The following is a 24801-nucleotide window of genomic DNA, read 5'->3' on the forward strand; positions in this document are numbered from 1 at the left end:
AAATGCTGAGACAAGAGGACTTATTCGCCCCTTCCTTAACTAAATACTTAAAACAACCTTGAATAAGGCAATACAATTTATTCAAGGTTTTTATTGTTCTTTTGTTTAAAACGTAAACTAATTTTATTACTTGATTTTATTAATTATTTTAATTGGCTTTAAGTTATTTTGACAATCGGTATGCCCTAATGGACAGTGTCTTTTAAAGCAGGGAGAGCAGTCTAGGTGCAAGTTATGAATGGTCTTTTTATCCGTTAGAGGGGGGGTAAACGCTTCGCTGGTGGAGCCATAGATACCATGGACATGAGTGCCTACAGCAGCGGCAACATGCATCAGCCCGGAGTCATTACTAATGGCTTGGTCTGCATAAGCTAATAAATCAATGGCATCAACTAACTTGGTTTGTCCGCATAGGTTAAATGCAAATTCTCCTAGACCATCAATGATTTTATCCCCATCCTCTTTATCTTTCGGGCCTCCTAAAACCCATATCTGATAGCCTTTTTCGATAAAGTGTTTAGCCACATCATGGAAGTGTTGCAAAGGCCATTGTTTAGATGGTCCAAATTCAGCTCCAGCCATTAACGCAATAGCGGGTTTGTCTTTCGAAAGATTGAGTGATGACAGTAAGGTTTGTTGATTATTTTTATCCACTGATAGTTGAGGGTGTATAATAGGCTCAGGTGGATAAGCTTTATCTTGTTCAACACCTAAGGAAGTAAAGCGTTTCACTGTTTGGTTTAAAACGCTTTTATCAAGCTTTCTTCGCTCTGTTAATAGTACAAAGCGTTGCTCCCCATGAAACCCAACTCGCTGTGGAATATTGGCGAAAAAAGGCACAAGAGCCGATTTCCATGATCGTGGTAGGACAATGGCTTTATCGTAGCGCTCTGATTGTAATGTTTTTCCCAATGTTCTACGGGTCTTTATTCCCCATTCGCCGTGCCCTGTCTCTAATGTAATTGATTTTCTAACTTCAATCATTCTCGCTAAGATCGGAGCAGACCAAGCGGGGCCAATAACGTCAATTATCGCCGTTGGATCATCTTGCTTTATACGGCTGAATACACTTTGAGCCATCACCATGTCGCCTACCCAAGATGGGCCTACGATGAGATATTTAGCCATGTTGTTCCATCCAAGTTAAATAGTCTGTCACCCCTTGAGCTAGTCCACGGAAGCTGCCTTGATAGCCCACACTGCGTAAATGACTGATGTCGGCTTCGGTAAAGCTTTGATATACCCCTTTTAAATGTTCTGGGAAGTCAATGTATTCAATCACACCTTTGCCATAATATTGAATGACGGTTTCAGCGATTGTTCTGAAAGGTTCGGCTTTGCCTGTGCCCAAATTGAATATGCCAGACTGTTCAGGGTTATCAAGGAACCAAAGTTTGGTATTAACCAAATCTTCGACGTAGATAAAGTCACGGCTTTGTCCGCCCGCTTCGTAACCATCGTATTCACCAAACAGTTTTGGATTCTCTCCCGCAAGAATTTGATTACGCAAATGAAAGGCAACGCTTGCCATGGCACCTTTATGTTGTTCGCGAGGCCCGTAAACATTGAAATATCGAAACCCACAAACTTGGCTTTCAATAGTCGGTAGTAAACGACGCAGGTACTGATCAAATTGGAACTTGGAGAACGCATACATGTTTAAAGGCGTTTCTTGAGAACGGTCTTCTTTAAAAACAGGGCCCGCTCCATAAACCGATGCAGAGGATGCATAAGAGAAAGGGATTTTCTTATCTAGGCAATAATGTAAAACCACTTTAGAGTATTGATAGTTTACGTCCATGACAAACTTGCCATTCCATTCTGTCGTGGCTGAACATGCACCTTCATGGAATATGGCTGTGACATTGATGCCAAGAGTGTCACTTTTTATGGCATCTAAAAAATCGTGCATGTCCATATAATCGGCTATGTTTAGGTCACTTAGATTACGACATTTTTTACCGTCAGTTAGATCATCAACAACCAATATGTCATCAATGCCTCTTTTGTTTAATGCGTGAATAATATTACTGCCAATGAAACCTGCGCCACCAGTAACTACGTACATATTGTTTTCCTATAATACTAAATGTTTGATTGGTTTAAGTGAGTTTGAAGTGTTTGACTTTGTGCCTGGTCTGACCAATGAATGACTTCCCATAAACCTAAAAATATATGATAACTGCTTGTCCCTGGGAGAGGGTGTTCTTTTGCGTGATTGTTCTCGTCTAAAAACTCATTCCAATGACCGTCTGGATGAAAATAGTGAGTGAAAGCAAGGCTGAGTGCTTCTTTTACATGTTCTTCTTGAGTCTTTTTATGATTAATATGAACACACAGCGCTTTTAAATATTCGGTAAGTGGCCAAATACGCTTTTCTTTATCAATGACTTGATTCGTTTGTGCATGGATTTGATTATAAATCCCACCTTTAGGATCGAGGCCATATGTAATGGCTTTTTTCCATAATGCGTTAGCTAAGGTTAAATAATCAGGGTCTGCTTCAATTTTATACGCTTGGTGCAATAACCAAACCCATTCAAAATGATGCCCTGGTTCAACAATGTGCCCTGCAACGGAATCATACTGCCAGTCTTGAGTGAAAAACTCTCTTAAGCTGTTGGTATTAGTATCAAAAAAGTGTGTTTTTGCTAGCGTTAAAAGCTCTATTATTGAATTCTTATAGTCATCTTTTTGAGTGCTATTGTACGCAGCAATATACCCTTCTAATAAGTGCATATGAGGGTTTTGGCGACGAACCACGTTCGTATCTAAAGGGTAGGACTCGTAATAGCCCCCTTTAGGTGAACGCATGTGTGTTTGTAAAAAATGGTGCGTCGATTCGATAAGCTCGAATGCTCGTGGGTCCTTTGTGGCTTGATAATAGAAACTAAAGGAAAGCATTACGAAAGCAAGTGCATAGGCATCGCTTTTTTCATCGAGAATGTCTAATTTATCATCTAGAGAAAAAATCCAGCGATGATCTTTATAGTAACGTTGAGTGATAAACTCAAAAAGAGGGCGCAAACGTGCCTCCCACTCTGGATTGTCATCGACCATAGAGGCATGGGCAAAAGTATAAAGTTGGCGGCACTGTGTTAATAATCTAACTCTACCAACCGGATTGACTTTCCACTCTGTTGTTAAGCTTTCGTAGCTGTAATTTAAAGTAGGGTGAAAACCGTGAATGTTCCATTGTTTGAGTAGTTGTCCAAAAACAAAGCTTTGGCAATTCTTTTTAATCAATCCCAATATCATTACTGTCGCGCCTTATTTTTTAGTGTATCCAACTTAGCTATTGAATATGATAAGATGCTCGACCTCAAAAATCGAATACTATTATGGCTATGAACTCTTCTTATCTGAATTTTAAAGAAAAACATGTCTTGGTTGTGGGTGATGTGATGCTAGATCGTTATTGGCATGGTGGCACATCCCGTATCTCTCCGGAAGCCCCGGTTCAGGTGGTGAAAGTTTCTGGTGTTGAAGATCGTGCTGGTGGTGCGGCTAACGTTGCATTGGGTTTGGCGAAATTAGGCGTTAAAGTGACTCTCATTGGCATTGTCGGTAAAGACGAAAATGCCACTGCGCTTGAAACCTGCTTGGTTAATGAAAATGTCCAGTGTCATTTTTTTAAAAGTGATGACTTGCCAACCATCACTAAGTTGAGGGTAATTAGCCGCCATCAACAACTTATTCGAGTGGATTTTGAAGAAGACTTTGCGAGTTTTGATCATCGAGTGGAGGTTGAATCTCTAGTCGGTAACGTGATTAATGATTGTGATGCGGTTATTTTCTCAGATTACGCGAAAGGGACCCTATCTGGCATTCAAGCATTAATTCAGTTAGCCAATAGACATTCTGTACCTTCTTTTGTGGACCCCAAAGGGAAGGACTTCTCAATTTACCAAGGGGCAACTTTAGTTAAGCCTAACCTCAGCGAATTTGAAACAATTGTTGGCCAATGTCACGATACTAAAGATTTGATTCAGCGAGGAGAAGCCTTGCTTAAACAATATTGTTGGAAGGCTTTGTTGGTTACGAGAGGTGAAGATGGCCTTATGTTATTTGAAGAGAGCAAGGCGCCATTTTCACTTGCTACAGCGGCACGTGAAGTATTTGATGTTACTGGTGCCGGCGATACTGTGATTGCTGTATTAGCTTCGATTTTTGTGACCAGTAAACGATTAACAGATGCGGTAGAGTATGCAAATCAAGCTGCGGGTTACGTTATTGGAAAATTAGGTACCGCAACTATTTCGTCTGAACAGCTTGAAGCCATTATGTTTGCTCGAACTCGTACTAATAATTTCGGCGTTTTGTCTCCCCAAGAGTTGTTGGAGCAAATTAAGTTAGCTCAATTAAATGATGAGAAAGTAGTGTTTACCAATGGCTGTTTTGACATCTTACATCCTGGACACGTGACGTATATGAAACAAGCAAAAGCGCTTGGTGATCGTCTTATTGTGGCGGTGAATACCGATTCATCTGTTAAACGTTTAAAAGGCGATAAGCGCCCTATTAATAATTTAGAGCATCGAATGGCCGTCTTAGAGGGGGTTGGTGCAATAGATTGGGTAACTTGGTTTGATGAAGGCACACCTAAAGAATTGATAGAAGCGCTTTCTCCTGATGTGCTTGTAAAAGGTGGAGATTACTCTATTGATACGATTGTAGGCGCAGAGCATGTGCTGAATTCCGGTGGTGAAGTGAAGGTGCTGACTTTTGTTGATGGGTACTCCACCACTAAAATTATAGAAAAGGCCAATTTGTAAATGAGTCAAACGGGCAAACAGTCGTCGGAGCTGAAAAAAAAGCCAACAGGACGCCAACTTTATTTTCGATTACTAAGGTACTTAAAAGGGTCTTGGCATTACCTCGTATTAAGTGTTATAGGTTTTATGATGTATGCGGCAATGGAGCCTGCTCTTGCTGCTTTGCTAAAACACATCGTTGATGTGGTATCAAATGGGCAAGCAACGGAAAATCGATTGCTTATACCCCTGGCAATTTTAGGCATTTTTATCATTCGTGGTCTTGGTACTTTTACCAGTTCGTATTTCATGGCACAAATAGCAACTAAGATCGTATTTGATTTACGCACCAGCATGTTTGATAAATTGATTACTTTACCATCCAGCTACTTTCACTCAATGCCTACTGGTCGTTTACTGGCAAAGCTGACTTACGATACTGAACAAGTCATTGGCTCTGTTACGAATGCAATAAAAACCTTATTAAGAGAAGGTTTTACTGTCATTGGATTACTGGGGTACATGCTATACACCAATTGGCGTTTATCATTATTGTTCTTATTAATTATTCCTATTATTGGTGTGATTGTTTCCTATGCGTCAAAGCGTTTTCGTAAGTTAAGTACTCGTATTCAAAACTCAATGGGTGGTGTGACGGATGTGGCCTCAGAGTCGATAAAAGGGCAAGAAGTTATTAAGATTTTTGGCGGTTCAGCGTTTGAAACGGAACGCTTTTATCAAGCTGCAAACGAGAATCGTCGCTCTCAATTAAAGCTTGAAATAACAAAAGCACTAAATGTTCCCATTGTTCAGTTTATTGTTGCGGTTGCATTAGCGTTACTTATTTGGATGGCGTTAGACTCTACAATCAGTGCCTCTATGTCTGCTGGAGATTTTGTCGCTTTTATCGGTGCGGCGGGCATGTTAAGTAAACCAATGCGTCAATTGACAGAAGTAAACAGCATTTTGCAAAAAGGCATTTCGGCGGCAGAAAGTATTTTTGAGTTTTTAGATTTGGATATTGAAAAAAACACAGGCTCTAAGCAGGTATCAGCAGTAAAGGGTGATATTCAATTCAAAAACCTTAATTTCACGTACCCTAATACAGATAAACAGGTTTTAAAGGATGTGTCTATTTCTTTGTCAGCAGGTAAAACGCTCGCGTTAGTGGGACGTTCTGGAGGAGGAAAATCGACTTTTGCTAACCTTATTCCGCGTTTTTATGATGTAGAAGAAGGTGCTTTGCTATTAGATGATGAACCGATCAACCAATTCAGCCTAGACAACCTAAGAAAGCACATCGCGTTAGTTAACCAAAATGTGGTTCTTTTTAATGGCTCTATTCGTTCTAATATTGCCTATGGCGATTTAAATGGCGCCTCAGATAAGGACATTATTGCAGCAGCGGAAGCCGCAAATGCTTGGGGCTTTATACAGGAGCTTGAACTTGGTCTCGACACCATGGTAGGTGAAAACGGTGTGTTATTATCTGGCGGACAACGGCAGCGTATTGCGATAGCGAGAGCTGTGTTAAAAAATGCACCTATCTTGATTTTAGATGAAGCAACATCGGCTTTGGATTCTGAATCGGAACGCGCAATTCAACAAGCACTTGATACCTTAATGAAAGACCGAACGACAATTGCGATTGCTCACCGACTGTCAACGATTGAGAATGCAGATCTCATAGCCGTTGTTGATCACGGTAATGTTGTGGAGATGGGGACACATCAAGACTTGCTGAATAGAAAAGGGGCTTATGCTCAATTGCATAAACAGCAGTTTAATGATCCTGAGGATTCCTAATGTGGGTTTATCAATTGCTCTTAAAGGCATTAACGCCTTGGATTTTACGTAAGCTTAAGCGATTTGATCAAGCCTATGATAATTACTCTATTAGTCAGGCTATGGGTGAGGTTGACGAAGACATTCATGCGGATCTCTGGATTCATTGTGCGTCAGTGGGAGAGGTCTTAGCGGTTCGGCCTTTGGTAAGCCGGTGGCAGGCTACAAATCCTGAGAAACATTTATTGATAACGACCATGACGCCGACTGGAGCCGCTCAGGTGGTTTCTTTGTTTAAAGTAAACGTACAACACCATTATTTGCCAATTGATTGGGATAAGTCGGTTGTTAATTTTTTAGCTAAACTCACTTGTCCTAAATTGCTCATTGTTGAAACCGAATTATGGCCAAACCTGTTAAATCGTTGTCAGCAAAAAGGCATTGATGTTCATATTATTAATGCCCGTTTAAGTGAGCGATCCTTACGTAAATACACCAAATTTCCTAGTCTGTCTAAAAAGCTCATGCAGCTACCAACGCAATTTTGCGCACACGACGAAACAGATGCTCGGCGTTTTCGAACGCTTGGTGCTGATTCTGTCTGCGTCACTGGAAACATTAAATTTGATCTAACTGTCCCTGATAGTGTGTTAGAAAGTGATTGGAGGCAGCGTATAGGTAAGTGTTTACCAATATGGATTGGAGCCAGTACTCATGAAGGAGAGGAGCCGTTACTTTTAGAGGCTCATAAAGCCATTCAAAAAATGTTTAATAATGCTCTACTGCTGTTGGTGCCTCGTCACCCAGAGCGATTTGAGTTGGTTTATGAATTAGCGAAAGCACATTTTGATCGTGTTGCTAAACGCAGTGAAATGACTATAGAAGACTGGTCTCAATACGATGTAGTGATTGGTGACTCAATGGGAGAGCTTCTCTATTATTATCAATGCTCTGATGTTGTATTTGTCGGCGGCAGTTTGATTGAACGAGGAGGCCATAACCCAATTGAGCCCGCTTTGCTTGCCAAACCTATTTTGGTTGGTGAACATACGTTTAATTTTAAAGAAATTACCCAAGATTTGATTAAAATCGATGCTGCTTGGCGGTGTTTAACGGTTGCCGATATTGAAAGGTCGACCAAACAGCTGTTTGAAAATGAAACGTTATGCTTTCTTATGGGAGAAAAATCCATGTCCTACGCTAAGAATAATCAAGGTGCTGTAGAGCGCGTTTTGCATAGTGTAGGTGAAGCGCTAAATTGATTGTTCGTTGAGTTTTGTCTTTATTCTCTATCCGCTTGTTACTTCACTGATACGCCTCTCATCATAAGTTTCTAGCGATTTTTGTGATTATCGTTATAATCGTGCTTGAACACATCTCATGGGGTGCCTTGTATAAGGCTGAGAAGCGATAAATAAGTTGTCACAACTTATCCTGCTAACCCATTGAACCTGATCCAGATTATGCTGGCGTAGGGATTGAGATCTTGCTTTTTTGCAGCCTCACACCACGCCGCTCGTTAATTTTTTATTGGAGCGACTTAATGCGTTTTACATCTCTTTGTTTTTTCCCGGCAACCGTTCTTGCTACAAGCTTATTGGCAACAACTGTAATTGCAGATAACAGCAATACGTTGACTGTATACACCTATGATTCATTTTCTTCTGATTGGGGTCCTGGTCCAAAAATAAAAGAAGACTTTGAAAAAGTGTGTGGTTGTGAACTAAATTACGTTGGTCTAGATTCTTCCGTTGGTATTTTATCTCGTATTCAACTTGAAGGCGCATCTTCAAAAGCGGATGTTTTGCTGGGGTTGGATGTGAATCTAATGTCGGCGGCTGAAAAAACAGGATTGCTAGCCATTCACTCAGTCAATACCGAAAAAGTAACTGTGCCGAATGGATGGGATAACGACTATTTTGTGCCATTTGATCAAGGTTACTTTGCGTTTATTTACGATACTGAGAAATTAACAACCGTACCGACGTCATTGAAAGACATTGTAGAGAACCAAGATTTAAGGGTTATCTATCAAGATCCTCGAACAAGCACGCCGGGGTTAGGGTTGTTATTATGGATGAAATCTGTCTATGGCGATAAAGCCGATGAAGCGTGGGAAAAACTGAGTTCTCATACTGTTACTGTTACGAAAGGCTGGTATGACGGTTACAGTTTATTTTTGAAAGGCGAATCTGACGTAGTGTTAAGTTATACAACGTCCCCTGCATACCACATGGTTGCTGAAGGCGTTAATAAATATCAAGCAGCACCTGCATCAGAAGGTTTTTATCCTCAAGTGGAGGTCGCTGCGCAATTAAACAATGCGCCTAATCCGGAATTAGCCAGCCAATTTATGTCGTTTATTTTAGAAGATGGTTTCCAATCTCATGTTGCGACTGGTAATTGGATGTTCCCTGTTGTTAAAACAGAAACCGCCTTACCTGAAGCATTTTCCTTATTGCAGCAACCGACAAAAGTACTTACCCTTTCCGCAGAAGATGTGTCAAGTAATCGCAGTGCTTGGGTAGATGAGTGGTTAGAAGCAACAACAAGATAGTGAAAACAAGAATAGGTGCGTTTTCGATGTCATTCGTTCAATGGCGTTTATTGCCTGCCTTCTTTCTTATTCTTGTGTTTACTCTGATAGGAGCTGCCAGTTTGGCGGCTCTTTTATTTTATGGAGAAGCGGATAGATGGATGTCTTACTTATCCAGTGCCTATTTATGGCGTGTCGTTCGCTTTTCTCTTTGGCAGGCTCTATTGAGCAGTGTTTTGAGTATTGGGCTTGCCGTCCCCATCGCTTCGGCTTTGATGCACCGACAATTTTTCGGACGTAATGCGTTGTTCCAATTGTTTGCTGTTTCTATGGTTGTGCCCAGTATCGTTGCTATTCTTGGCATTGTTGTTGTCTACGGACGAAGTGGGTGGATAACTGCATGGACAGGGATCGAGCTGCCTTTATATGGGCTTTTGGGGATATTATTAGCTCACCTCTTTTTTAACTTGCCTTTGGCAGTGCGCCTATTGGTGCAAGCTCATGGTCTGATTCCTCAAGCACAATGGCGACTTGCCCTTCAGTTGGGATTTTCTCGTTGGCAAGCATTTAAAATAATTGAATGGCATTATATAAGAAAAGCGTTGCCGGGGGCTTTTGTACTGATATTTATGTTGTGTTTCTCCAGTTTTGCCGTTGTGCTAAGCCTTGGTGGTGGCCCTAAATCCAGTACATTAGAAGTGGCTATTTATCAGGCGCTTCGTTTTGATTTTGATGTGTCTAAAGCCAGTGTGTTGTCCCTATTGCAAGTGTTAATATGCAGCTGTGTGGCCATGTTAATTTATCGTTTTTCCTTACCTTTGAAGCAAGATAACAGTGTGCTAACTCTGAAAGGATATGTTTTAAAAGACAGTGCTTGGAATAAGTTTTTTGATATTAGTGCAATTGTATTTGCTCTGTTGCTGATCCTGCCTCCGTTTATTGCTATCTTAGAACCTATTTTTTCGCCTGTATTCTGGCAAACATTACAAGATGAAAAAATGTGGCAAGCCGTAGGAGTGTCTTTAAAGATTGCGATACCAGCAGCGATATTAAGTGTGGTTTTAGGGCTTGGCTTTGTTTTTGTTGCTCGTTATGGGCATTGTCAGCCGCGATTGGAATGGCTTGCTAAACTGGTTGAGTCTTTAGGGAACAGTATTTTGATGATACCCGGTTTAGTCATTGCGACAGGGTTGTTTCTTGTTTTCCGTCAGATTGGTTTGGGGTTTGATCAAGGGTATTGGATTGTTGTTTGGGTGAATGGAATGACAGCACTGCCTTTTGTTTTGAGGGCATTGATGCCGGTATTTTATCAACAAGAGAAGCGTTATCGTTTATTATATGCAAGTTTAGGCATATGGGGGAAAGCTCGATTTTTATTGGAATGGCCGATTGTTCGAGGAAGTGTTGCTCAGGCTTTTGGGTACGCACTTTTATTGTGTTTAGGTGATATGGGGGTGATTGCCTTATTTGGTTCATCTGGGTTGCTGTCTCTACCATTATATCTATTTCAATTAATTGGATCTTATCGGTTAGAGCAAGGTTCGAGTGTTGCTGTTGTATTGGTTGTACTTTGTGTTGTGTTATTTATGTTCTCTACTCGTATTATTGGAGGCGTTAAGCGTGTTAAACATTGATTTAACCTATTCTTGGGCTTCATTTAGCGCTCATTACCAAGTGGTGATTGGTAAAGGTTTGACGACTCTTCTTGGCGGCAGTGGGGAAGGTAAGAGTACTTTACTGCAACTCATAGGTGGATTTATAGAAGGAAATGGAAGATTAACGTTTGGTAATGATGATTTGCAAGGGCTGCCACCTTATGAAAGACCGATTACAACGTTATTTCAAAGTGATAACTTGTTTCCACAGTTAACGGTTTGGCAAAATATTGCAATTGGTTTACGCCCAAGCGGGAAGTTAACGGAACCTGAAAGCGAAGCCGTTGAGTGGTCTTTGGATAAAACCCAATTGAAAGAGCAAATGCATAAGTTTCCAGATATGCTCTCGGGTGGGCAGGCTCAACGAGTTGCTCTGGCTCGGGCATTGGTAAGAAAAAGACCGATTCTTTTATTGGATGAACCTTTTAGTGCTTTGGACCCTAGTCTGCGAGAAGAGATGTTATTGCTGGTGGTGGATTTAACTCGTGATTTAGGGTTAACAACATTGCTTATTTCTCATCATCCTCATGAGGCAAAATTGGCTGGAGGCAATATCATTTTAATCCAATCTGGTGAAGTGTTTGAGCATGGAGATGTGTCTTTGTTAGATGGATATGGAACAAATTCAGCCCTGTCACGTTATTTAGGTAAAGATAAATTGAGAAATGAGTAAGAGAAAATATGGCGTCTAGTATGTCACCAAGCCTCTTAAGTAAGGGGATTTATGCCACCATTGCTTACGCCTTTATTATGTCAATTGCTGCATTGGCGGTAAAAGTGGTTCAGCAAGAAATCGCTGTTATTACCTTGGTATTCTGGCAAAGTATACTTTGCCTGTTATTGCTTTTACCTCAACAAAGAGGCCACTGGAAAATGCATCCTGCTTTTGTTTGGAAGGTGCATTTTCTTCGCAGTATGGGCGGCTTTACAGGTTTTATTTTTTATTATTATGCTTTGAATCACATTCCTTTGGTTGAGGCTTCTTTGTTACGATCATGTGCACCTCTATGTGTTCCTTTTGTCGTATTAATTATGCACCGAACTCGTATTCCTGTTAGGCGATGGCTTCCTCTTATCGTTGGTTTTGTGGGAGTGATATTTATTATTCAACCGACGCCAACACATGTTAATTTTTGGCATTTGATTGGCTTAACATCTGCTGTTGGATTGGCGTTTTCAATGGTTACAACTCGCATGCTTTCGAAAGAAGTAAGAAGTGAAGAAACAATGACTATTTACTTTGCCGTATCCGCTTTTCTTTCTTCTATTGTTGCCCTTTTTCAAAATGAAAGTTTGTATGTTCCTCTGTCTTTATTCGTATGGGTGGGGGTTGTTGCTGGAGCACTGTATATTGGTATGTTCTTATATACGAAAGCGTATACTTATGCGCCAGCAAGTGTGGTATCACCGATAAGTTATATTGGCGTGGTTTTTAGTGGGGTTTGGGGGTGGTTGATTTGGGGGCATATTCCAAATTTACTTGCTGTACTTGGCATGATTTTTATTTTTGCAAGTATTTTGTACAGCGCTCGACTGTCGAGGCGCTCATAGTTTGGAGGCTCATTGTTGGGGGGTGTGCCGCTTAGTAAGAATGAGATACTGCGTTATTGAGTAACGGCTTTACTTGGTTTGATCTTGTTTAATATTGTGGCAATAAAAATGCCGCCGAAAATAAGAACGATACCAATAATATGGTAGTCATAAAGGTTTTCTTTGAGAAAAATATAAGACAGAAGAATGCTAAAGACAGGCATTAGGTGAATAAAGTGACCTGCGGTTGCTGCGCCTAGTTTTTGAATGCCTGTGTTCCAGCATAAAAAAGCACCGATAGAAGCAAAAATAGATATGTAGCCAATGGTTATCCAGTCTAAAGAAGTTACATTGCTAATGTTTTGGTTGCCGAAGAGCAGTACGATGGGGATTTGAATAAAGGTGCCTATTAGGGCTGTACTGGAAAAAAAGCCTAGCATGGAGAGATCTTTGGGTTTTTTAGCGATGAGTACAGAGTAGATAGCCCAACAAACTGCGGCTGCAATGATCCATAAATCTCCAGTAGAAAACGTTAGGTGCAACAGAGTGTCCAGTGTCCCTTTGCTAACAATGTTAGTAACGCCCAGAGTTGAGATGATTATTCCAGTGTTTTGTATCCACGTTGTTTTTTGACCTAAGAGAATTCTAGCTGCAATAAGAATGATTACTGGCATAACAGAGTTGAGTAGCACCGCATTGGTTACGCTGGTGGTGGTTAATCCTATATATAGAAATAAATTGTAATTACACACGCCAAACCATGCAAAAAAAGCCAACATTTTCCAGTTATTGACGATTGTTTTTCGTTCGGCTATCAGTGTTTTATAGGCAAAAGGGAGAGTAAGCAAGCAAGCCAGTGTCCAGCGTGCAAAGGAAAGGAAAAAAGGATCTAAGCCTGTGTCAAGTGTCACTCTTCCTAGTACGTAATTTCCTGACCAAAAAAGAACAGGTAATAACAAGTAAATAAATGCGGGCATGAGGTTCCTTATTCAAAAAATTATTTCACTCTTTTGGACTTTGCTATGTTCTGTACGGTCAGTCCAATCAGTATGCAGGCAAGGCCGACAATAGTCGAGGTTTTTACTTGTTCATCTGTAAATTGAGACAACCAGAAAATCGATAGGATAGGTGAAAGGAAAATGAGATTGGCGATCTTTGTTGCCTTGGACGTGAGTTTTAATGCACTGTTCCAAAGTACAAATGTGAGACCCATCTCAAATAATCCAATATAAGTCGCGCTTAAAATGCCCTTAACAGTCCATGCACTATTGCTTTCTGTTATTCCCCAATAGAGGAAAATTAATGGTAATGCGAAAGTGAAATTCAGGGTTAGACCAATTAAACTAGGGCGCTTGTCTTTGGTGTTTAATAGCCAATACATAGCCCAAATAACCGTACTAGCTAACGCTAGAAGAACACCATTTAGATTACTGAAATTCAGGCTTGTTGGATTTCCATTGGTTGCAATAACCAGTACGCCAAAGTAGCAACAGGTCGCTGCAATAATGTCAAAAAATACCAATTTTTGCTTTAAAATTGGAATGGCCATAAAACTGAGCATAATTGCCCAAGTGTAGTTGATTGCTTGGGCTTCTTGAGCGGGCAGTAGTTTATAGGCTTCTAAAAGAACTAAATAGTAAATGAACGGATTAATAGCGCCAAAAAACAACGAGGTTTTCCATGTTGTTGATGCGTAATGCGCCAGTTCCCCCCACTGTTTATTGTACATAATCAATACGATTAAAAATAAAAGTGATGAAATAGAAGCTATCAACAATAACTGAGCAGGGCTTTGTTGAGATAGAGAAATGCTAAATGCGGCGGCGACAGTAGACCAAAGTAAAACAGCAATAAGTCCTAGTAGCATTGCTTTAGATTGATTGACCATAATTTAAAATCCTTGGTTCCATTATTTTGGTGGCTGTTATATAATACCGCACCCCGTAAATCAATACTCCTTGTCTCACAGCTTATTTAACGGGGGAAGCGTGGAGACTAAGAACCCATAAGGAGCTTCAATGCGTCATTATGAAATCGTATTTCTGGTTCATCCAGATCAAAGTGAACAAGTCCCTGCAATGATCGAGCGTTACACTAACTTGATCACTGAAGATGGTGGTCAAGTTCATCGTCTAGAAGATTGGGGCCGTCGTCAATTAGCTTATCCAATCAACAAAATTCACAAGGCTCACTATGTTCTTATGAACGTTGAGACTTCTGAAAGTGTTTTGTCTGAACTAAACGAAACTTTCCGTTACAACGATGCAATTATCCGTAATTTGGTAATTCGTCGTAAAGCGGCAGTGACTGAGGTTTCCCCAATTAAAGCGTCTGAAGGTCGTGATGATCGTCGCCCAGCTCCTCAACGTGAAGAGCGTGCTTTAGAAAATTCCGTTGAAGAAGATGATTCTTCTGACACTGCTGAATAATTAATTGGATTAGGAGATACTCATGGCTCGTTTTTTTCGTCGTCGTAAATTCTGCCGTTTCACTGCAGAAGGTACAATTGAGATCGATTACAAAGATCTAGAGACACTTAAAGGTTATATTACTGAAACTGGTAAAATCGTTCCTAGCCGTATTACTGGCACTAAGGCTCGTTATCAGCGTCAGCTAGCGACTGCTATCAAGCGTGCTCGCTATATTGCTCTTTTGCCATATACTGATAGTCACTTTAATTAATAGGTGATTCGGGGTACTTCATGAGTACACTAGCGAACTGGGTGATGAAGCGTCGTTTGCATGCCATTATTGGTGTTGCTGCGTTTAGCGCTATTCCACTTATGTTTTGGCTGGCGTCTGCCATTTTAGGTCTGGTTGTACTTCGAAAAGGTATTGCAGAAGCAATTCCTGTGCTTGCGTGGGGTGGATTACCCGCAGTAATGCTGTGGTTTTACCAAGGCGATGCAACAGCGTTTATTGTGTTAATTCAAGTCATGCTATTGGGATATTTGTTACGTACAAAAATGTCTTGGGCGTTTGTTTTGACAGCAGCCAGTTTTCTGGCTTTGTTAGGAGTTTTTCTTCTACCTGTTTTAATGCCCGGTTTATTGAATTTATTAATTGAAATGGTTCAATTGTTTTTGAATGAGCAGAAGGTAGAAATGCCAGATAAAGGAACGATTTTTAATCAGGTCGTTGTTGCTCTTTCTACTGTTCAGGTTTTTGTTGCGGTTACTGCGTTGTTCTTATCTAGAAAGTGGCAGGCTGCACTTTATAACCCTGGCGGTTTACGTGATGAATTTCATCAGCTCCGTTTGCCTGTGGTATCGGTGTTGTTGTTAGGTAGTATGATTCTTTTAGGTGAAAGCCTTGGAGAAGCGTTTTACGTCTTAACCCAAGTTTCGGTTCCCGTTTTTGTTTTGGTGGGAATTGCTATTGTTCATGGGATTGTCGCAAAAAAAAGAATTGGGATAATTGGATTGGTTGTTTTCTACCTTGTCGGCTTATTTGTTCTGAGTGTGTATTTTACAAAGCTGTTAATAGTATTGGCTGTTGCAGATGCGTTTATAGATATTCGAGGTAGGATACAAGAAAAGCCAACTGATTTAAGTAATAGCTAATTATTAATTAGAGGTGATCGAGATGGAAGTTATTCTACTCGACAAAGTAAACAAGCTAGGCGGTATCGGTGACGTAGTTACTGTTAAACCGGGCTTTGCTCGTAACTTTTTGGTTCCAAATAAAAAAGCTGTAATGGCTACTAAAGCAAACTTGGCTACTTTTGAAGAACGCCGTGCTGAGCTAGAAGCTCAAGCTGCTGTTCGTAAAGAAGCGGCTGTTGCTCGTGGTGAGTCATTAGCTGGTAAAACTTTCACTATCGAAGCGAATGCTGGCGATGAAGGTAAGTTGTTCGGTTCAATCGGTGCGCGCGACATCGCTGAATTGATTTCAACTGAAGTTGAAGTATCTAAAGCTGAAGTTCGTCTACCAGAAGGTGTGATTCGTCATACCGGTTCTTTCGAAATTGACGTACAAGTTCACTCTGAAGTAGTTGTAGCAGTTACATTAGAAGTGATCGGTCAGAAATAACAATATTCTGACTTTTGCTTAAAAAAGGGCGCTTGGTGGTTTTCATCAGGTGCCCTTTTTTTTTTAGCATGATAATCTTTATTTTTAATATTTAGTTGTAACTGTGGATCGATACTGTGGATAGACAAGAGCAAGCTCCCTTACCTTTAAAATTACCTCCTTATTCGATTGAGGCAGAACGGTCGGTTGTAGGTGGGTTAATGTTAGACCCACAAGCATGGGATAAAGTCTCTGAAGTTGTTGTGCCGGATGATTTTTATCGGCCAGAGCATAAGCAAATTTTTTCGGCGATTGCTCGTTTAGTTGATGATTCTGAGCCTGTAGATGTGGTGACAATTGGAGAGCGTTTAGATAAGCGTGGAGAGCTTGACGCTATTGGTGGTATGGCATATCTCATGGAGATGGTTGAATCGACGCCAAGTGCGGCTAATATTTCCGCTTATGCTGAAATTGTGCGAGAGCGATCTGTTTTACGTTCTTTAATTAGCACGACAACAGACATTGCCACAAGAGCCTTTAATCCTGAAGGGATGACAGCGGCAGAAGTTCTGGATGAGGCAGAACGGAAAATTTTTCAAATTGCTGAAGGTGGTAATAAAAAAGGTGGGCCACGAATTGTTGCAGACATTCTTAACTCTACCGTTGATAAAATTGATGAGTTGTATCATCAAGAGGGTGCTATTACTGGGCTGAGTACTGGCTTTACGGATTTGGATGCAATGACCTCTGGATTGCAAAAATCTGATTTAGTGATCGTTGCAGGCCGTCCTTCGATGGGTAAAACAACCTTTGCTATGAATCTCGTAGAAAATGCGACAATGATTACAGATTTGCCGGTTATTGTGTTTAGTCTTGAAATGCCTTCTGACCAGCTGATGATGAGGATGTTATCGTCATTAGGAAAGATTGACCAAACTCGAATGCGCTCAGGGCAGCTGCAGCAAGAGGACTGGGATAAGTTGATGTCGGCGGTGAAAATGTTGAAAGACAGAAAATTGTTTATTGATGATACAGCAGGAATTAGTCCGACAGAAATGCGTTCAAGGGTGAGGCGTATTGCTCGTGACCATGGTGGTGTCGCTTTAATTATGATTGATTATCTTCAATTGATGCAAATTCCTGGTTTTACCGAAGGTCGTACAAATGAAATTTCAGAAATATCTCGATCCTTAAAGTCCATTGCTAAAGAAATGGAGTGCCCTGTAATCGCCTTGTCTCAGCTCAACCGTAGTTTGGAAAATCGCCCAAATAAGCGCCCTGTAAACTCAGATTTGCGGGAATCGGGAGCAATAGAGCAGGATGCAGATATTATTTCATTTGTTTATCGAGATGAGGTTTATAACGAAGATACACCTTACAAGGGTATCGCTGAAATTATTATTGGTAAACAGCGTAATGGCCCAATAGGGACGTGTCGTTTGGCTTTTGTTGGTAAATTTACTCGTTTTGAGGATTTGGCTCCAGATGCATATCGAGATTTTCAAGATGAATAAGAGTTATTCATTAGATTGGTCAATGTTTTGACTGTTGTTGATTGTGATAGATTGTAAGATTCTGTGTGTTTTATTGGTTTAAGCAATAGTATAGGGTGTGCAGATTTTAAAATTAAATTAAGAGATTTATTATGCGTAAAATGCTGGTTGCAAATAAGGAAGGGCGTTTTCCAAATGATTGTGTGTTGGTATCAAGTACAGATGTAAATTTTTTAAATTTTCTTGTTTTTCTGAAAATAGACTGTAAATAAAACCCTTTCAGGATGCGTCTTAAAAGGGTTTTTATCATTCGTGTATGTCTATTTTGATTTATCTCTCTATTGCTCTAGGGAGGCAATTACATTGTAAATGGCATCACCTAGGGTCTCTATTTCCTTATTTGTAATAACAAATGGAGGCATTAGATAGATTAGTTTACCAAAGGGCCGAATCCATACACCTTGTTCAACAAAAAGGGGCTGTATTCGGTGTTGATCTATAGGGGTAATGAGCTCAACAACACCAATGGCTCCAAAGCAGCGAATATTTGCAACATTTTCTAATGCTTTACATTTATTTAAACTCTTTGAAAGGTTGGTTTCTATGTTGGTTATGAGGTTTTCTAAGTCATAGGAAGCTAAAAGAGATAGGCTAGCATTTGCGGCAGAGCAGGCGAGTGGGTTGCCCATAAATGTTGGGCCGTGCATAAATACTCCGCCTTTATCGCTTATGCCAAGAGCGACTTTATCATTGGTTATCGTCGCGGCTAAGGTGATGTAGCCACCAGTAAGTGCTTTGCCAACACACATGATGTCAGGCGTAATGTTGCAGTGATTCGTTGCGAACATTTTCCCTGTTCTGCCAAACCCTGTAGCGATTTCATCAAAAATAAGCAGAATATTGAAGTCATCACAGAGTGTTTTGATCCGATCTAAATACATTGGATTATAAAAACGCATGCCGCCTGCATTTTGAACAACTGGCTCTAGAATAAATCCTGCTATTTCTGTGTGATGTTTTTTAATTAATTGGTGGATGCGAGCTAAGTATTTTTCGTCGATTGGTGTGTCTATGCCAGTTGGAGGAGAGGGGATAAAAAACTGCTCTGTTAGGGTGCCTTTAAATAAATTATGCATTCCGTTGACTGGGTCGCAGACAGACATAGCGGCAAATGTGTCTCCGTGATAGCCATTTTTAGGTGTTATGAATCTCTTTTTGTCAGGGTTTCCTGCGGAATGCCAGTATTGAATGGCCATTTTGAGTGCGACTTCTACAGCAACAGAGCCAGAGTCAGAAAAAAACACTCGGCTGAGTTCTTTTGGTGTGATCTTGATGAGAGTGTTGGCAAGCTCTATCGCCGGTTCGTGAGTGAGGCCGCCAAACATTACGTGAGAGAAATCATCAATTTGAGATTTCATTGCTTCGTTAATTGTTGGGTGGTTGTAGCCATGAATAACACTCCACCAAGATGACATGCCATCAATTAATGTTTGGTTGTTGGATAGCGTGATGCGTGAGCCTTCTGCTTTTTTTATCAAAAAGTGAGGAGTGGGATGGCTCATTGATGTGTATGGGTGCCAAAGCAACTCTTTATCTAATTGAATTAATTCAGCATCTGTTTTTTGTAAAGGCATGGCAATTAAGTCCACGTAATAAAATTAATCTATATAGTAAAGAAAGTGATTAATTAGAGCGAGTTTATTTGTTTGCGTTATGGGTTCTAAGGTGTTCTCGCGAGTGTCCATACATCTATTTTTTCAACGCCATGTCTGAATAATTCGAGTGCGCAGGCGTCTGTGGTGCTCCCTGTTGTAATAACGTCATCAATAAGTGCGACATGTTTGCCGATTTTATTTGTTACTGTGTAGGCATTTTTTTGAGACTTTTCCCTCATTTTTTTATTCAAAGTGTGCTGAGCAGGTGTGTTGAGTGTTTTTTTGAGGGATCTCGTATTAATCTTTATATCTCTTTTTAAATAGCGTTGAATGAATTTTGCTATCAGGTTTGTTTGACAAAACCCTCTTTGTTTAATTCTTTCTGGATGGTTTGGAATGGGGATGATTTCGTCTGGCCAGTCAGTAGTCGCATAGTGTTTCTGTAATGCGCTGCATAAATAAGGAATTAATATATGGAGGAAATAGGTTTGTTGCTGGAACTTAATGGATTTTATTAGGTGAGAAACGATGTCGTCGTATTTTAGAGGGGCGACGATCTTTGTTATTTGTTGCTTTCTTCTGTCTTTTTGGCAGTGACCACATAGTATTAAATGTACTTTTGTTGGGCGAGAGCAGCGTTGGCAATGCGTGTCATTGATCGATAAATAGGGGCTACAATACTCGCAAATTTTGTTTTTTGATGGCGCGTTGCACAAATAGCAGTGTTTATTGGTTGCTAGGTAGTAAACCTGAGTTGTTATATTGGTTGACAGTGGGTTCCATATCATTAGTATTGCTCTCCTTGCTTATACTATAACTTGAGGTAAATATGTCTGCAAACTCATCTTTTGAGCTAAAACACAATTGGACTGAGTCTGAGGTCCAATCCTTGTTCAATCTTCCTTTTATGGATCTGTTGTTTCAAGCGCAGACAATTCATCGTGAACATTTTAAACCAAACGAAGTTCAAGTTAGTACACTAATGTCGATTAAGACAGGTGCTTGTCCTGAAGATTGTAAGTATTGCCCTCAAAGTGGTCATTATAATACTGAATTGGAGAAAGAAAAGTTAGCAGAAGTAGATAAAGTACTGTCTGAAGCGGTTCGCGCAAAAGAGAAGGGCGCAACACGTTTTTGCATGGGGGCAGCTTGGAAGCACCCGTCAGAAAAAGATTTTCCATATGTTTTGGAAATGATCAAAGGTGTTAAATCTCTTGGTCTTGAATCATGTGTTACTTTGGGAACGCTAAATGATAAGCAAGCCGAAATGTTATCAGATGTTGGATTAGATTATTACAATCATAATCTTGATACTTCCCCCGAATTTTACGATAGCATCATTACCACTCGTTCTTATCAGGAGCGTTTAGATACCTTATCACGCGTTCGTGATTCGGGAATTAAATTATGTTGTGGTGGCATAATGGGTATGGGTGAAGAGCAAAAAGATCGTATTGGGCTTTTACGTCAACTGTCTCAAATGACGCCACACCCTGAAAGTGTTCCAATCAATATGCTTGTAAAAGTGGAAGGAACACCAATGGCGAATGTTGATGATTTAGAGCCATTTGAATTTATTAGAACCATAGCGGTTGCTCGTATATTGATGCCAACCTCTCATGTTCGTTTGTCTGCTGGTCGAGAAGGTATGAATGAGCAAATGCAGGCTTTGTGTTTTATGGCTGGTGCGAATTCAATCTTTTATGGTGAAAAACTGCTTACGACACCTAATCCAGAAGCTCATAAGGACATGCAATTGTTTGATAAATTGGGTATCAACACAGAAAAGACAGAGGCGCTTTCTGACGATGCTGAAAAAGAAGCAATTTTATCTCAAGTGAAAAAACAGCAAGAAGATAAATTCTTCTACGATGCAAGTGTGCATGCCTAAATTACCTGATTGGATTGAAAGTTCGCTATTAGAGCGACAGCAATCAAATTTAATGAGGGCGCCAGTGGTGTTGGCTGGAGCCCAAACACCGCAGGTTGTAATGGACGGGAAACCGTATGTGGCATTTTGTTCGAACGATTATTTAGGTCTAGCGAATCATCCTCGGCTAATTAAAGCTCTTAAGCAGTCTGTTGATGAGTGTGGTGTTGGTAGTGGTGCATCCCATCTTGTGATTGGTCATACGTCTTCCCATGAAAAATTGGAAAATGAGATTGCTCAATGGCTTGGGTGCGAGCGGGTTCTGTTATTTAGTGCAGGTTATATGGCTAATTTGGGGGCGGTTGCCGCTCTTGGTCATAAAACACGAGATGTTATTAGTGATAAGCTTAATCATGCTTCATTAATTGATGGAGCGAGGTTGTCAGACAGTAGATTACGACGTTATGTTCATAATGATGTTGCTTCTTGTGAAAGGCTTCTTAAAAAATCGCTAGAAGGTTCGTTGTTGATTACCGATGGTGTGTTTAGTATGGATGGGGATATGGCGCCCCTTGCGAATTTGTCGTCGATCGCTCAGAAATACAATGCTTTAATGATGGTTGATGACGCTCATGGAATAGGGTGTGTTGGTCGTTTAGGTAAAGGCAGTATGGAGGTTGAAGGTTTAGATTTTAATGATATCCCTTTACTCATGGGAACCTTTGGAAAAGCGATTGGTACCGCTGGTGCATTTGTAGCAACGAGTAACGTTATGGCCGATTACTTAACGCAGTTTGCTCGGCCTTATATTTATACGACGGCAATGTCGCCTGTAATGGCCAGTATTACGTGTGAAAGTGTGAGCTTATTACAGTCTGGAGAAGGGGAGGACTTACGAGGTAAGCTTGAAAGTAATATTTGCTATTTTCGACGTAAAATGCAGTCATTTCCTTTTGATTTAATGTCATCGCCTACTGCAATACAGCCTATTTTAATAGGTGAAAGTTCAGTTGCATTAGAAATGAGCGAAAAGCTGAAACACAAAGGTATTTGGTGTGCCGCAATCCGTCCTCCAACTGTCCCTGTTGGGTCTTCTCGGTTGCGTATTACATTATCTGCCTCCCATAGTATTGATGATATTGATTCATTGATTAATGCATTAGAATATTCTTTGCCAAGCTAATACAAGCAGATTGTTTAAAGGGTGCAGTAATGAGATTTCAGTTAGAGTATAAATGTTTCGGTGACAGCTCAAAGCAGGCTATTTTTATGATTCCTGGTTGGGCGATGCCAAAAGAAAGTATGCAACCACTTGCTGAAGCGCTTAGTGAACATTTTTATGTTGTTCTCGCTGACCTGCCTGGGATAACAAATAATAGTGACAGTGTGCAGTTAACTGGGTTAGGTATTAATTATGATATTGATGCATTAACTGAACAGTTACTGGAGATTGCTCCTGACTCAAGTTGGTGGTTAGGTTGGTCATTAGGTGGGACCATTGCTGCTTATGTTGCTGCGAGAAGGTCAAGTCGCGTGAAAGGATTGATCACTATTGCTTCCTCTCCTTGTTTTGTAAAAAAAGAAGATTGGGTTATGGGGATGGATGATGCTGTATTTGATGATTTCTCTCAAAAAGTAGATGACTCACCAGAAGAAGGACTAAGGCGCTTTATTTCGTTGCAAACTAAAGGGGCAAAAGAGCCTCGTGCATTGCAAAAGCAGCTTATAGAGTGCGTAAATCCAGAAGCGTTTAATGGTTTAGCTTTAAATGGTGCATTGAGGTTGTTGAAAAATTTAGACGTACGAAGAGAATATTCACTCTTAGGTTGCCCGAATTTACATATTTATGGAAGGAATGATGTATTGGTTTCTTCTTCTGTGCTATCTGATTTGACCCAAAAAAGTGAGATGCACAAAATTGCTATCATGGATGATTGTGCGCATCAGCCCTTTTTAGAGAAGTTGCAAAAGAGTAAAGATCTAATTGAGCAGTTTATTTATGCCTCCTGATGTTGATTTAACGTATAAGCTGCAGTTAGCCAGAAGTTTTAGTCGCGCTGCATCTACTTATGATTTTCATGCAAATTTCCAAAAACAGGTTCTCACCTCTTTGTTATCTATGCTTCCGAGTGTTCAGTTGGATAGGGTGATGGATTTGGGCTGTGGTACTGGTAACGCTCTGAAGTCACTGTCCTATTTATCTCAACAGCTTATTGGGGTAGATCTATCAGAAAGTATGTTAGGTATTGCTTATGAGAAAGAGTCTGGTGCTAACGTTATCTGTGCTGATGCGGAAAACTTACCATTTACTGATAATTCATTTAATTTGATCTTTTCTAGCTTATCAATTCAATGGTGCCAATCTCATTTATCTTTATTTAACGAGATAAAACGCATAATGGACTCTGAAGGTTGGTGGTGTTTCTCTACTTTATGTGAAGGCTCAATGCTGGAAATAGGCGAAGCTTGGAAGCAAGTTGACGGTCGCCTTCATAGTAATCAATACCCATCTGTGGAAAAAATTGTTTCTGATTTATTGGAAAGCGGACTGGAAATACATCAGAAAGAAGTAAGAACGATGAAGATGCACTTTCATACGGTTCAAGATGCTATTTATTCGGTAAAGAAAGTGGGAGCGTCAGTTGTTACTGAAGCCGATAATCGATCGAGTGTTACTCCCTCGATGTGGAGGGCGTTTGTTACGCAATACAATGCTTTTCATGATGGTGTTGGTATTCCTTTGAGTTATCAGGTCGCGTTTATCATTGCTCGTAAAAAGGTTAGATAAGTATGAAAAATGGAAAGAAACGTTTTTTTGTAACAGGTACTGATACTGATGCCGGAAAAACCTATATAACCGTTGGGCTTTTAAAGGCCGCTCATCGTAAAAAATTGCGCTCTTTGGGATTGAAGCCCATTGCTGCAGGCGCAACTTGGGTTGGAGATGAGCTTATTAATGATGATGGTTTGAAAATACAACAAGCATCATCTGTTAAGCTAAGCTATTCACAAATTAATCCAGTTGTGTTTGAGTCTGCTATTGCGCCGCATATTGCATCATTACAAGATAATAAAGTGATTTCGGTGAATCGCCTTGAAGGATTTATAAGAGGGGCGTTATTAAATCCTAGTGAATTTGTTTTAGTAGAGGGCGCTGGTGGATGGAAGGTTCCATTGAATGATCGTGAGCTAATTTCTGATTTAGCTAAATCATTAAACTTTCCTGTGGTTATGGTTGTAAATATGAAGCTAGGCTGTATTAATCACGCATTGTTAACGATTGAGTCAATAAAGAGTGATGGTTTAAGTGTTGCTGGGTGGGTTGCTAATAGTGGTCAGTCACTAATGCCTTCGTATAGTGAAAATTTGATGTCTTTACAGGCGATGATATCCGCCCCTTTTTTAGGTGCTTTAGAGTATTATGAGCATGAAATCGATTCAGAAAGTGCTTTTGACTCGATCCTTAGTCAAATATTGTTGTAATGGTTTTAGCGATATTTTGACGCTATTTT

Annotated in this window: 24 protein-coding genes and 1 riboswitch; of the genes, 17 read left to right on the forward strand and 7 right to left on the reverse strand. The window is 40.3% G+C overall.

Features of this window, described 5'->3' with window-relative positions; genetic code table 11:
- Positions 1–126: 126 nt before the first annotated feature.
- Genes waaF through ACMUMJ_RS03730 form a run of 3 tightly spaced genes read right to left on the reverse strand, consistent with a single transcriptional unit; the run spans position 127 to position 3258 of the window.
- The gene (waaF, locus tag ACMUMJ_RS03720) at positions 127–1128 is read right to left on the reverse strand and encodes a lipopolysaccharide heptosyltransferase II (RefSeq protein WP_414677448.1); all 1002 of its coding nucleotides are present in this window, start codon (positions 1126–1128) and stop codon (positions 127–129) included.
- Positions 1121–2068 carry an ADP-glyceromanno-heptose 6-epimerase gene (rfaD, locus tag ACMUMJ_RS03725; RefSeq protein WP_414677449.1) on the reverse strand — a complete coding sequence of 316 codons (948 nt, stop codon included), beginning with the start codon at positions 2066–2068 and terminating at the stop codon, positions 1121–1123. The genes waaF and rfaD overlap by 8 nt, the downstream gene beginning before the upstream one ends.
- Before the next feature lie 17 nt (positions 2069–2085).
- Complete coding sequence (locus ACMUMJ_RS03730; RefSeq protein ID WP_414677450.1) at positions 2086–3258, reverse strand: AGE family epimerase/isomerase; 1173 nt, start codon at positions 3256–3258, stop codon at positions 2086–2088.
- Between the two features lie 89 nt (positions 3259–3347).
- Between ACMUMJ_RS03730 and hldE the strand changes: the two genes are divergently transcribed.
- The 7 genes from hldE to ACMUMJ_RS03765 all read left to right on the forward strand — a co-directional run bounded on the left by hldE (position 3348) and on the right by ACMUMJ_RS03765 (position 12281).
- Complete coding sequence (hldE, locus tag ACMUMJ_RS03735; RefSeq protein ID WP_414677530.1) at positions 3348–4775, forward strand: bifunctional D-glycero-beta-D-manno-heptose-7-phosphate kinase/D-glycero-beta-D-manno-heptose 1-phosphate adenylyltransferase HldE; 1428 nt, start codon at positions 3348–3350, stop codon at positions 4773–4775.
- Positions 4776–6560 carry a lipid A export permease/ATP-binding protein MsbA gene (gene msbA, locus ACMUMJ_RS03740; RefSeq protein ID WP_414677451.1) on the forward strand — a complete coding sequence of 595 codons (1785 nt, stop codon included), beginning with the start codon at positions 4776–4778 and terminating at the stop codon, positions 6558–6560. It begins immediately after the preceding gene.
- Entirely contained in the window at positions 6560–7801 is a 1242-nt protein-coding gene (locus tag ACMUMJ_RS03745) for a 3-deoxy-D-manno-octulosonic acid transferase (RefSeq protein ID WP_414677452.1), read from the forward strand. The genes msbA and ACMUMJ_RS03745 overlap by 1 nt, the downstream gene beginning before the upstream one ends.
- 109 nt (positions 7802–7910) lie before the next feature.
- Positions 7911–8035: riboswitch (TPP riboswitch) on the forward strand.
- A 47-nt stretch (positions 8036–8082) separates the two neighbouring features.
- Positions 8083–9096 carry a thiamine ABC transporter substrate binding subunit gene (gene thiB, locus ACMUMJ_RS03750; protein ID WP_414677453.1) on the forward strand — a complete coding sequence of 338 codons (1014 nt, stop codon included), beginning with the start codon at positions 8083–8085 and terminating at the stop codon, positions 9094–9096.
- Positions 9097–9122: 26 nt separating this feature from the next.
- Positions 9123–10709 (forward strand): thiamine/thiamine pyrophosphate ABC transporter permease, encoded by a 1587-nt coding sequence (gene thiP, locus ACMUMJ_RS03755; protein WP_414677454.1) that lies wholly within the window; start codon positions 9123–9125, stop codon positions 10707–10709.
- On the forward strand, positions 10696–11403 hold the full coding sequence (locus ACMUMJ_RS03760; protein ID WP_414677455.1) for a thiamine ABC transporter ATP-binding protein: 708 nt from the start codon (positions 10696–10698) through the stop codon (positions 11401–11403). Before thiP ends, ACMUMJ_RS03760 begins: the two co-directional genes overlap by 14 nt.
- A gap of 20 nt (positions 11404–11423) precedes the next feature.
- Positions 11424–12281, forward strand: a complete 858-nt coding sequence (locus ACMUMJ_RS03765; RefSeq protein ID WP_414677456.1) for a DMT family transporter — start codon at positions 11424–11426, stop codon at positions 12279–12281.
- 53 nt (positions 12282–12334) lie between these two features.
- Here ACMUMJ_RS03765 and ACMUMJ_RS03770 read toward each other — a convergent pair whose 3' ends face one another.
- Positions 12335–13237 carry a DMT family transporter gene (locus tag ACMUMJ_RS03770; RefSeq protein ID WP_414677457.1) on the reverse strand — a complete coding sequence of 301 codons (903 nt, stop codon included), beginning with the start codon at positions 13235–13237 and terminating at the stop codon, positions 12335–12337.
- 20 nt (positions 13238–13257) lie between these two features.
- Positions 13258–14148, reverse strand: coding sequence for a DMT family transporter (locus ACMUMJ_RS03775; RefSeq protein ID WP_414677458.1), 891 nt, complete (start codon positions 14146–14148; stop codon positions 13258–13260).
- 130 nt (positions 14149–14278) lie between these two features.
- Here ACMUMJ_RS03775 and rpsF point away from each other — a divergent pair, with 130 nt between their 5' ends.
- From rpsF to dnaB, 5 genes are all read left to right on the forward strand, one after another.
- Positions 14279–14689 carry a 30S ribosomal protein S6 gene (rpsF, locus tag ACMUMJ_RS03780; RefSeq protein WP_414677459.1) on the forward strand — a complete coding sequence of 137 codons (411 nt, stop codon included), beginning with the start codon at positions 14279–14281 and terminating at the stop codon, positions 14687–14689.
- 22 nt (positions 14690–14711) lie between these two features.
- Entirely contained in the window at positions 14712–14942 is a 231-nt protein-coding gene (rpsR, locus tag ACMUMJ_RS03785) for a 30S ribosomal protein S18 (RefSeq protein ID WP_414677460.1), read from the forward strand.
- A 20-nt stretch (positions 14943–14962) separates the two neighbouring features.
- Positions 14963–15823: a hypothetical protein gene (locus tag ACMUMJ_RS03790; protein WP_414677461.1), complete on the forward strand. Its 861-nt coding sequence runs from the start codon at positions 14963–14965 to the stop codon at positions 15821–15823.
- 22 nt (positions 15824–15845) lie between these two features.
- A complete protein-coding gene (rplI, locus tag ACMUMJ_RS03795; RefSeq protein ID WP_414677462.1) occupies positions 15846–16292 on the forward strand; it encodes a 50S ribosomal protein L9 in 447 nt (148 codons plus the stop codon).
- 116 nt (positions 16293–16408) lie between these two features.
- Complete coding sequence (gene dnaB / locus ACMUMJ_RS03800; protein ID WP_527195815.1) at positions 16409–17785, forward strand: replicative DNA helicase; 1377 nt, start codon at positions 16409–16411, stop codon at positions 17783–17785.
- 317 nt (positions 17786–18102) lie between these two features.
- Here dnaB and bioA read toward each other — a convergent pair whose 3' ends face one another.
- The gene (bioA, locus tag ACMUMJ_RS03805; protein WP_414677463.1) at positions 18103–19398 is read right to left on the reverse strand and encodes an adenosylmethionine--8-amino-7-oxononanoate transaminase; all 1296 of its coding nucleotides are present in this window, start codon (positions 19396–19398) and stop codon (positions 18103–18105) included.
- Positions 19399–19484: 86 nt separating this feature from the next.
- Positions 19485–20207 (reverse strand): ComF family protein, encoded by a 723-nt coding sequence (locus ACMUMJ_RS03810; RefSeq protein ID WP_414677464.1) that lies wholly within the window; start codon positions 20205–20207, stop codon positions 19485–19487.
- Positions 20208–20248: 41 nt separating this feature from the next.
- On the opposite strand from ACMUMJ_RS03810, the gene bioB reads away from it, so the two are divergent.
- From bioB to bioD, 5 genes are read left to right on the forward strand one after another with little or no spacing between them, the layout of a single operon-like run.
- Positions 20249–21310 carry a biotin synthase BioB gene (bioB, locus tag ACMUMJ_RS03815; RefSeq protein ID WP_414677465.1) on the forward strand — a complete coding sequence of 354 codons (1062 nt, stop codon included), beginning with the start codon at positions 20249–20251 and terminating at the stop codon, positions 21308–21310.
- Positions 21303–22472 (forward strand): 8-amino-7-oxononanoate synthase, encoded by a 1170-nt coding sequence (bioF, locus tag ACMUMJ_RS03820; protein WP_414677466.1) that lies wholly within the window; start codon positions 21303–21305, stop codon positions 22470–22472. The genes bioB and bioF overlap by 8 nt, the downstream gene beginning before the upstream one ends.
- 29 nt (positions 22473–22501) lie before the next feature.
- Positions 22502–23299, forward strand: coding sequence for an alpha/beta fold hydrolase (locus ACMUMJ_RS03825; RefSeq protein WP_414677467.1), 798 nt, complete (start codon positions 22502–22504; stop codon positions 23297–23299).
- The gene (bioC, locus tag ACMUMJ_RS03830; RefSeq protein WP_414677468.1) at positions 23274–24077 is read left to right on the forward strand and encodes a malonyl-ACP O-methyltransferase BioC; all 804 of its coding nucleotides are present in this window, start codon (positions 23274–23276) and stop codon (positions 24075–24077) included. Before ACMUMJ_RS03825 ends, bioC begins: the two co-directional genes overlap by 26 nt.
- A 2-nt stretch (positions 24078–24079) precedes the next feature.
- Positions 24080–24772 (forward strand): dethiobiotin synthase, encoded by a 693-nt coding sequence (gene bioD / locus ACMUMJ_RS03835; RefSeq protein WP_414677469.1) that lies wholly within the window; start codon positions 24080–24082, stop codon positions 24770–24772.
- The last annotated feature ends 29 nt before the right edge of the window (positions 24773–24801 follow it).

The organism is Marinomonas phycocola, assembly GCF_047525455.1.
In the GTDB taxonomy this organism is placed as follows: domain Bacteria; phylum Pseudomonadota; class Gammaproteobacteria; order Pseudomonadales; family Marinomonadaceae; genus Marinomonas.

Excerpts from the sequence above, each read along its gene's own strand:
- ACMUMJ_RS03765 (WP_414677456.1), top strand. The coding sequence starts at position 11,424 with ATGTCACCAAGCCTCTTAAGTAAGGGGATTTATGCCACCATTGCTTAC.
- bioB (WP_414677465.1), top strand. The coding sequence starts at position 20,249 with ATGTCTGCAAACTCATCTTTTGAGCTAAAACACAATTGGACTGAGTCT.
- ACMUMJ_RS03825 (WP_414677467.1), top strand. The coding sequence starts at position 22,502 with ATGAGATTTCAGTTAGAGTATAAATGTTTCGGTGACAGCTCAAAGCAG.
- bioF (WP_414677466.1), top strand. The coding sequence starts at position 21,303 with ATGCCTAAATTACCTGATTGGATTGAAAGTTCGCTATTAGAGCGACAG.
- ACMUMJ_RS03775 (WP_414677458.1), bottom strand. The coding sequence starts at position 14,148 with ATGGTCAATCAATCTAAAGCAATGCTACTAGGACTTATTGCTGTTTTA.
- rfaD (WP_414677449.1), bottom strand. The coding sequence starts at position 2,068 with ATGTACGTAGTTACTGGTGGCGCAGGTTTCATTGGCAGTAATATTATT.
- ACMUMJ_RS03810 (WP_414677464.1), bottom strand. The coding sequence starts at position 20,207 with ATGATATGGAACCCACTGTCAACCAATATAACAACTCAGGTTTACTAC.
- rplI (WP_414677462.1), top strand. The coding sequence starts at position 15,846 with ATGGAAGTTATTCTACTCGACAAAGTAAACAAGCTAGGCGGTATCGGT.
- ACMUMJ_RS03730 (WP_414677450.1), bottom strand. The coding sequence starts at position 3,258 with ATGATATTGGGATTGATTAAAAAGAATTGCCAAAGCTTTGTTTTTGGA.
- rpsF (WP_414677459.1), top strand. The coding sequence starts at position 14,279 with ATGCGTCATTATGAAATCGTATTTCTGGTTCATCCAGATCAAAGTGAA.
- rpsR (WP_414677460.1), top strand. The coding sequence starts at position 14,712 with ATGGCTCGTTTTTTTCGTCGTCGTAAATTCTGCCGTTTCACTGCAGAA.
- ACMUMJ_RS03790 (WP_414677461.1), top strand. The coding sequence starts at position 14,963 with ATGAGTACACTAGCGAACTGGGTGATGAAGCGTCGTTTGCATGCCATT.
- bioD (WP_414677469.1), top strand. The coding sequence starts at position 24,080 with ATGAAAAATGGAAAGAAACGTTTTTTTGTAACAGGTACTGATACTGAT.
- bioA (WP_414677463.1), bottom strand. The coding sequence starts at position 19,398 with ATGCCTTTACAAAAAACAGATGCTGAATTAATTCAATTAGATAAAGAG.
- thiB (WP_414677453.1), top strand. The coding sequence starts at position 8,083 with ATGCGTTTTACATCTCTTTGTTTTTTCCCGGCAACCGTTCTTGCTACA.
- ACMUMJ_RS03745 (WP_414677452.1), top strand. The coding sequence starts at position 6,560 with ATGTGGGTTTATCAATTGCTCTTAAAGGCATTAACGCCTTGGATTTTA.
- msbA (WP_414677451.1), top strand. The coding sequence starts at position 4,776 with ATGAGTCAAACGGGCAAACAGTCGTCGGAGCTGAAAAAAAAGCCAACA.
- hldE (WP_414677530.1), top strand. The coding sequence starts at position 3,348 with ATGAACTCTTCTTATCTGAATTTTAAAGAAAAACATGTCTTGGTTGTG.
- waaF (WP_414677448.1), bottom strand. The coding sequence starts at position 1,128 with ATGGCTAAATATCTCATCGTAGGCCCATCTTGGGTAGGCGACATGGTG.
- ACMUMJ_RS03770 (WP_414677457.1), bottom strand. The coding sequence starts at position 13,237 with ATGCCCGCATTTATTTACTTGTTATTACCTGTTCTTTTTTGGTCAGGA.
- thiP (WP_414677454.1), top strand. The coding sequence starts at position 9,123 with ATGTCATTCGTTCAATGGCGTTTATTGCCTGCCTTCTTTCTTATTCTT.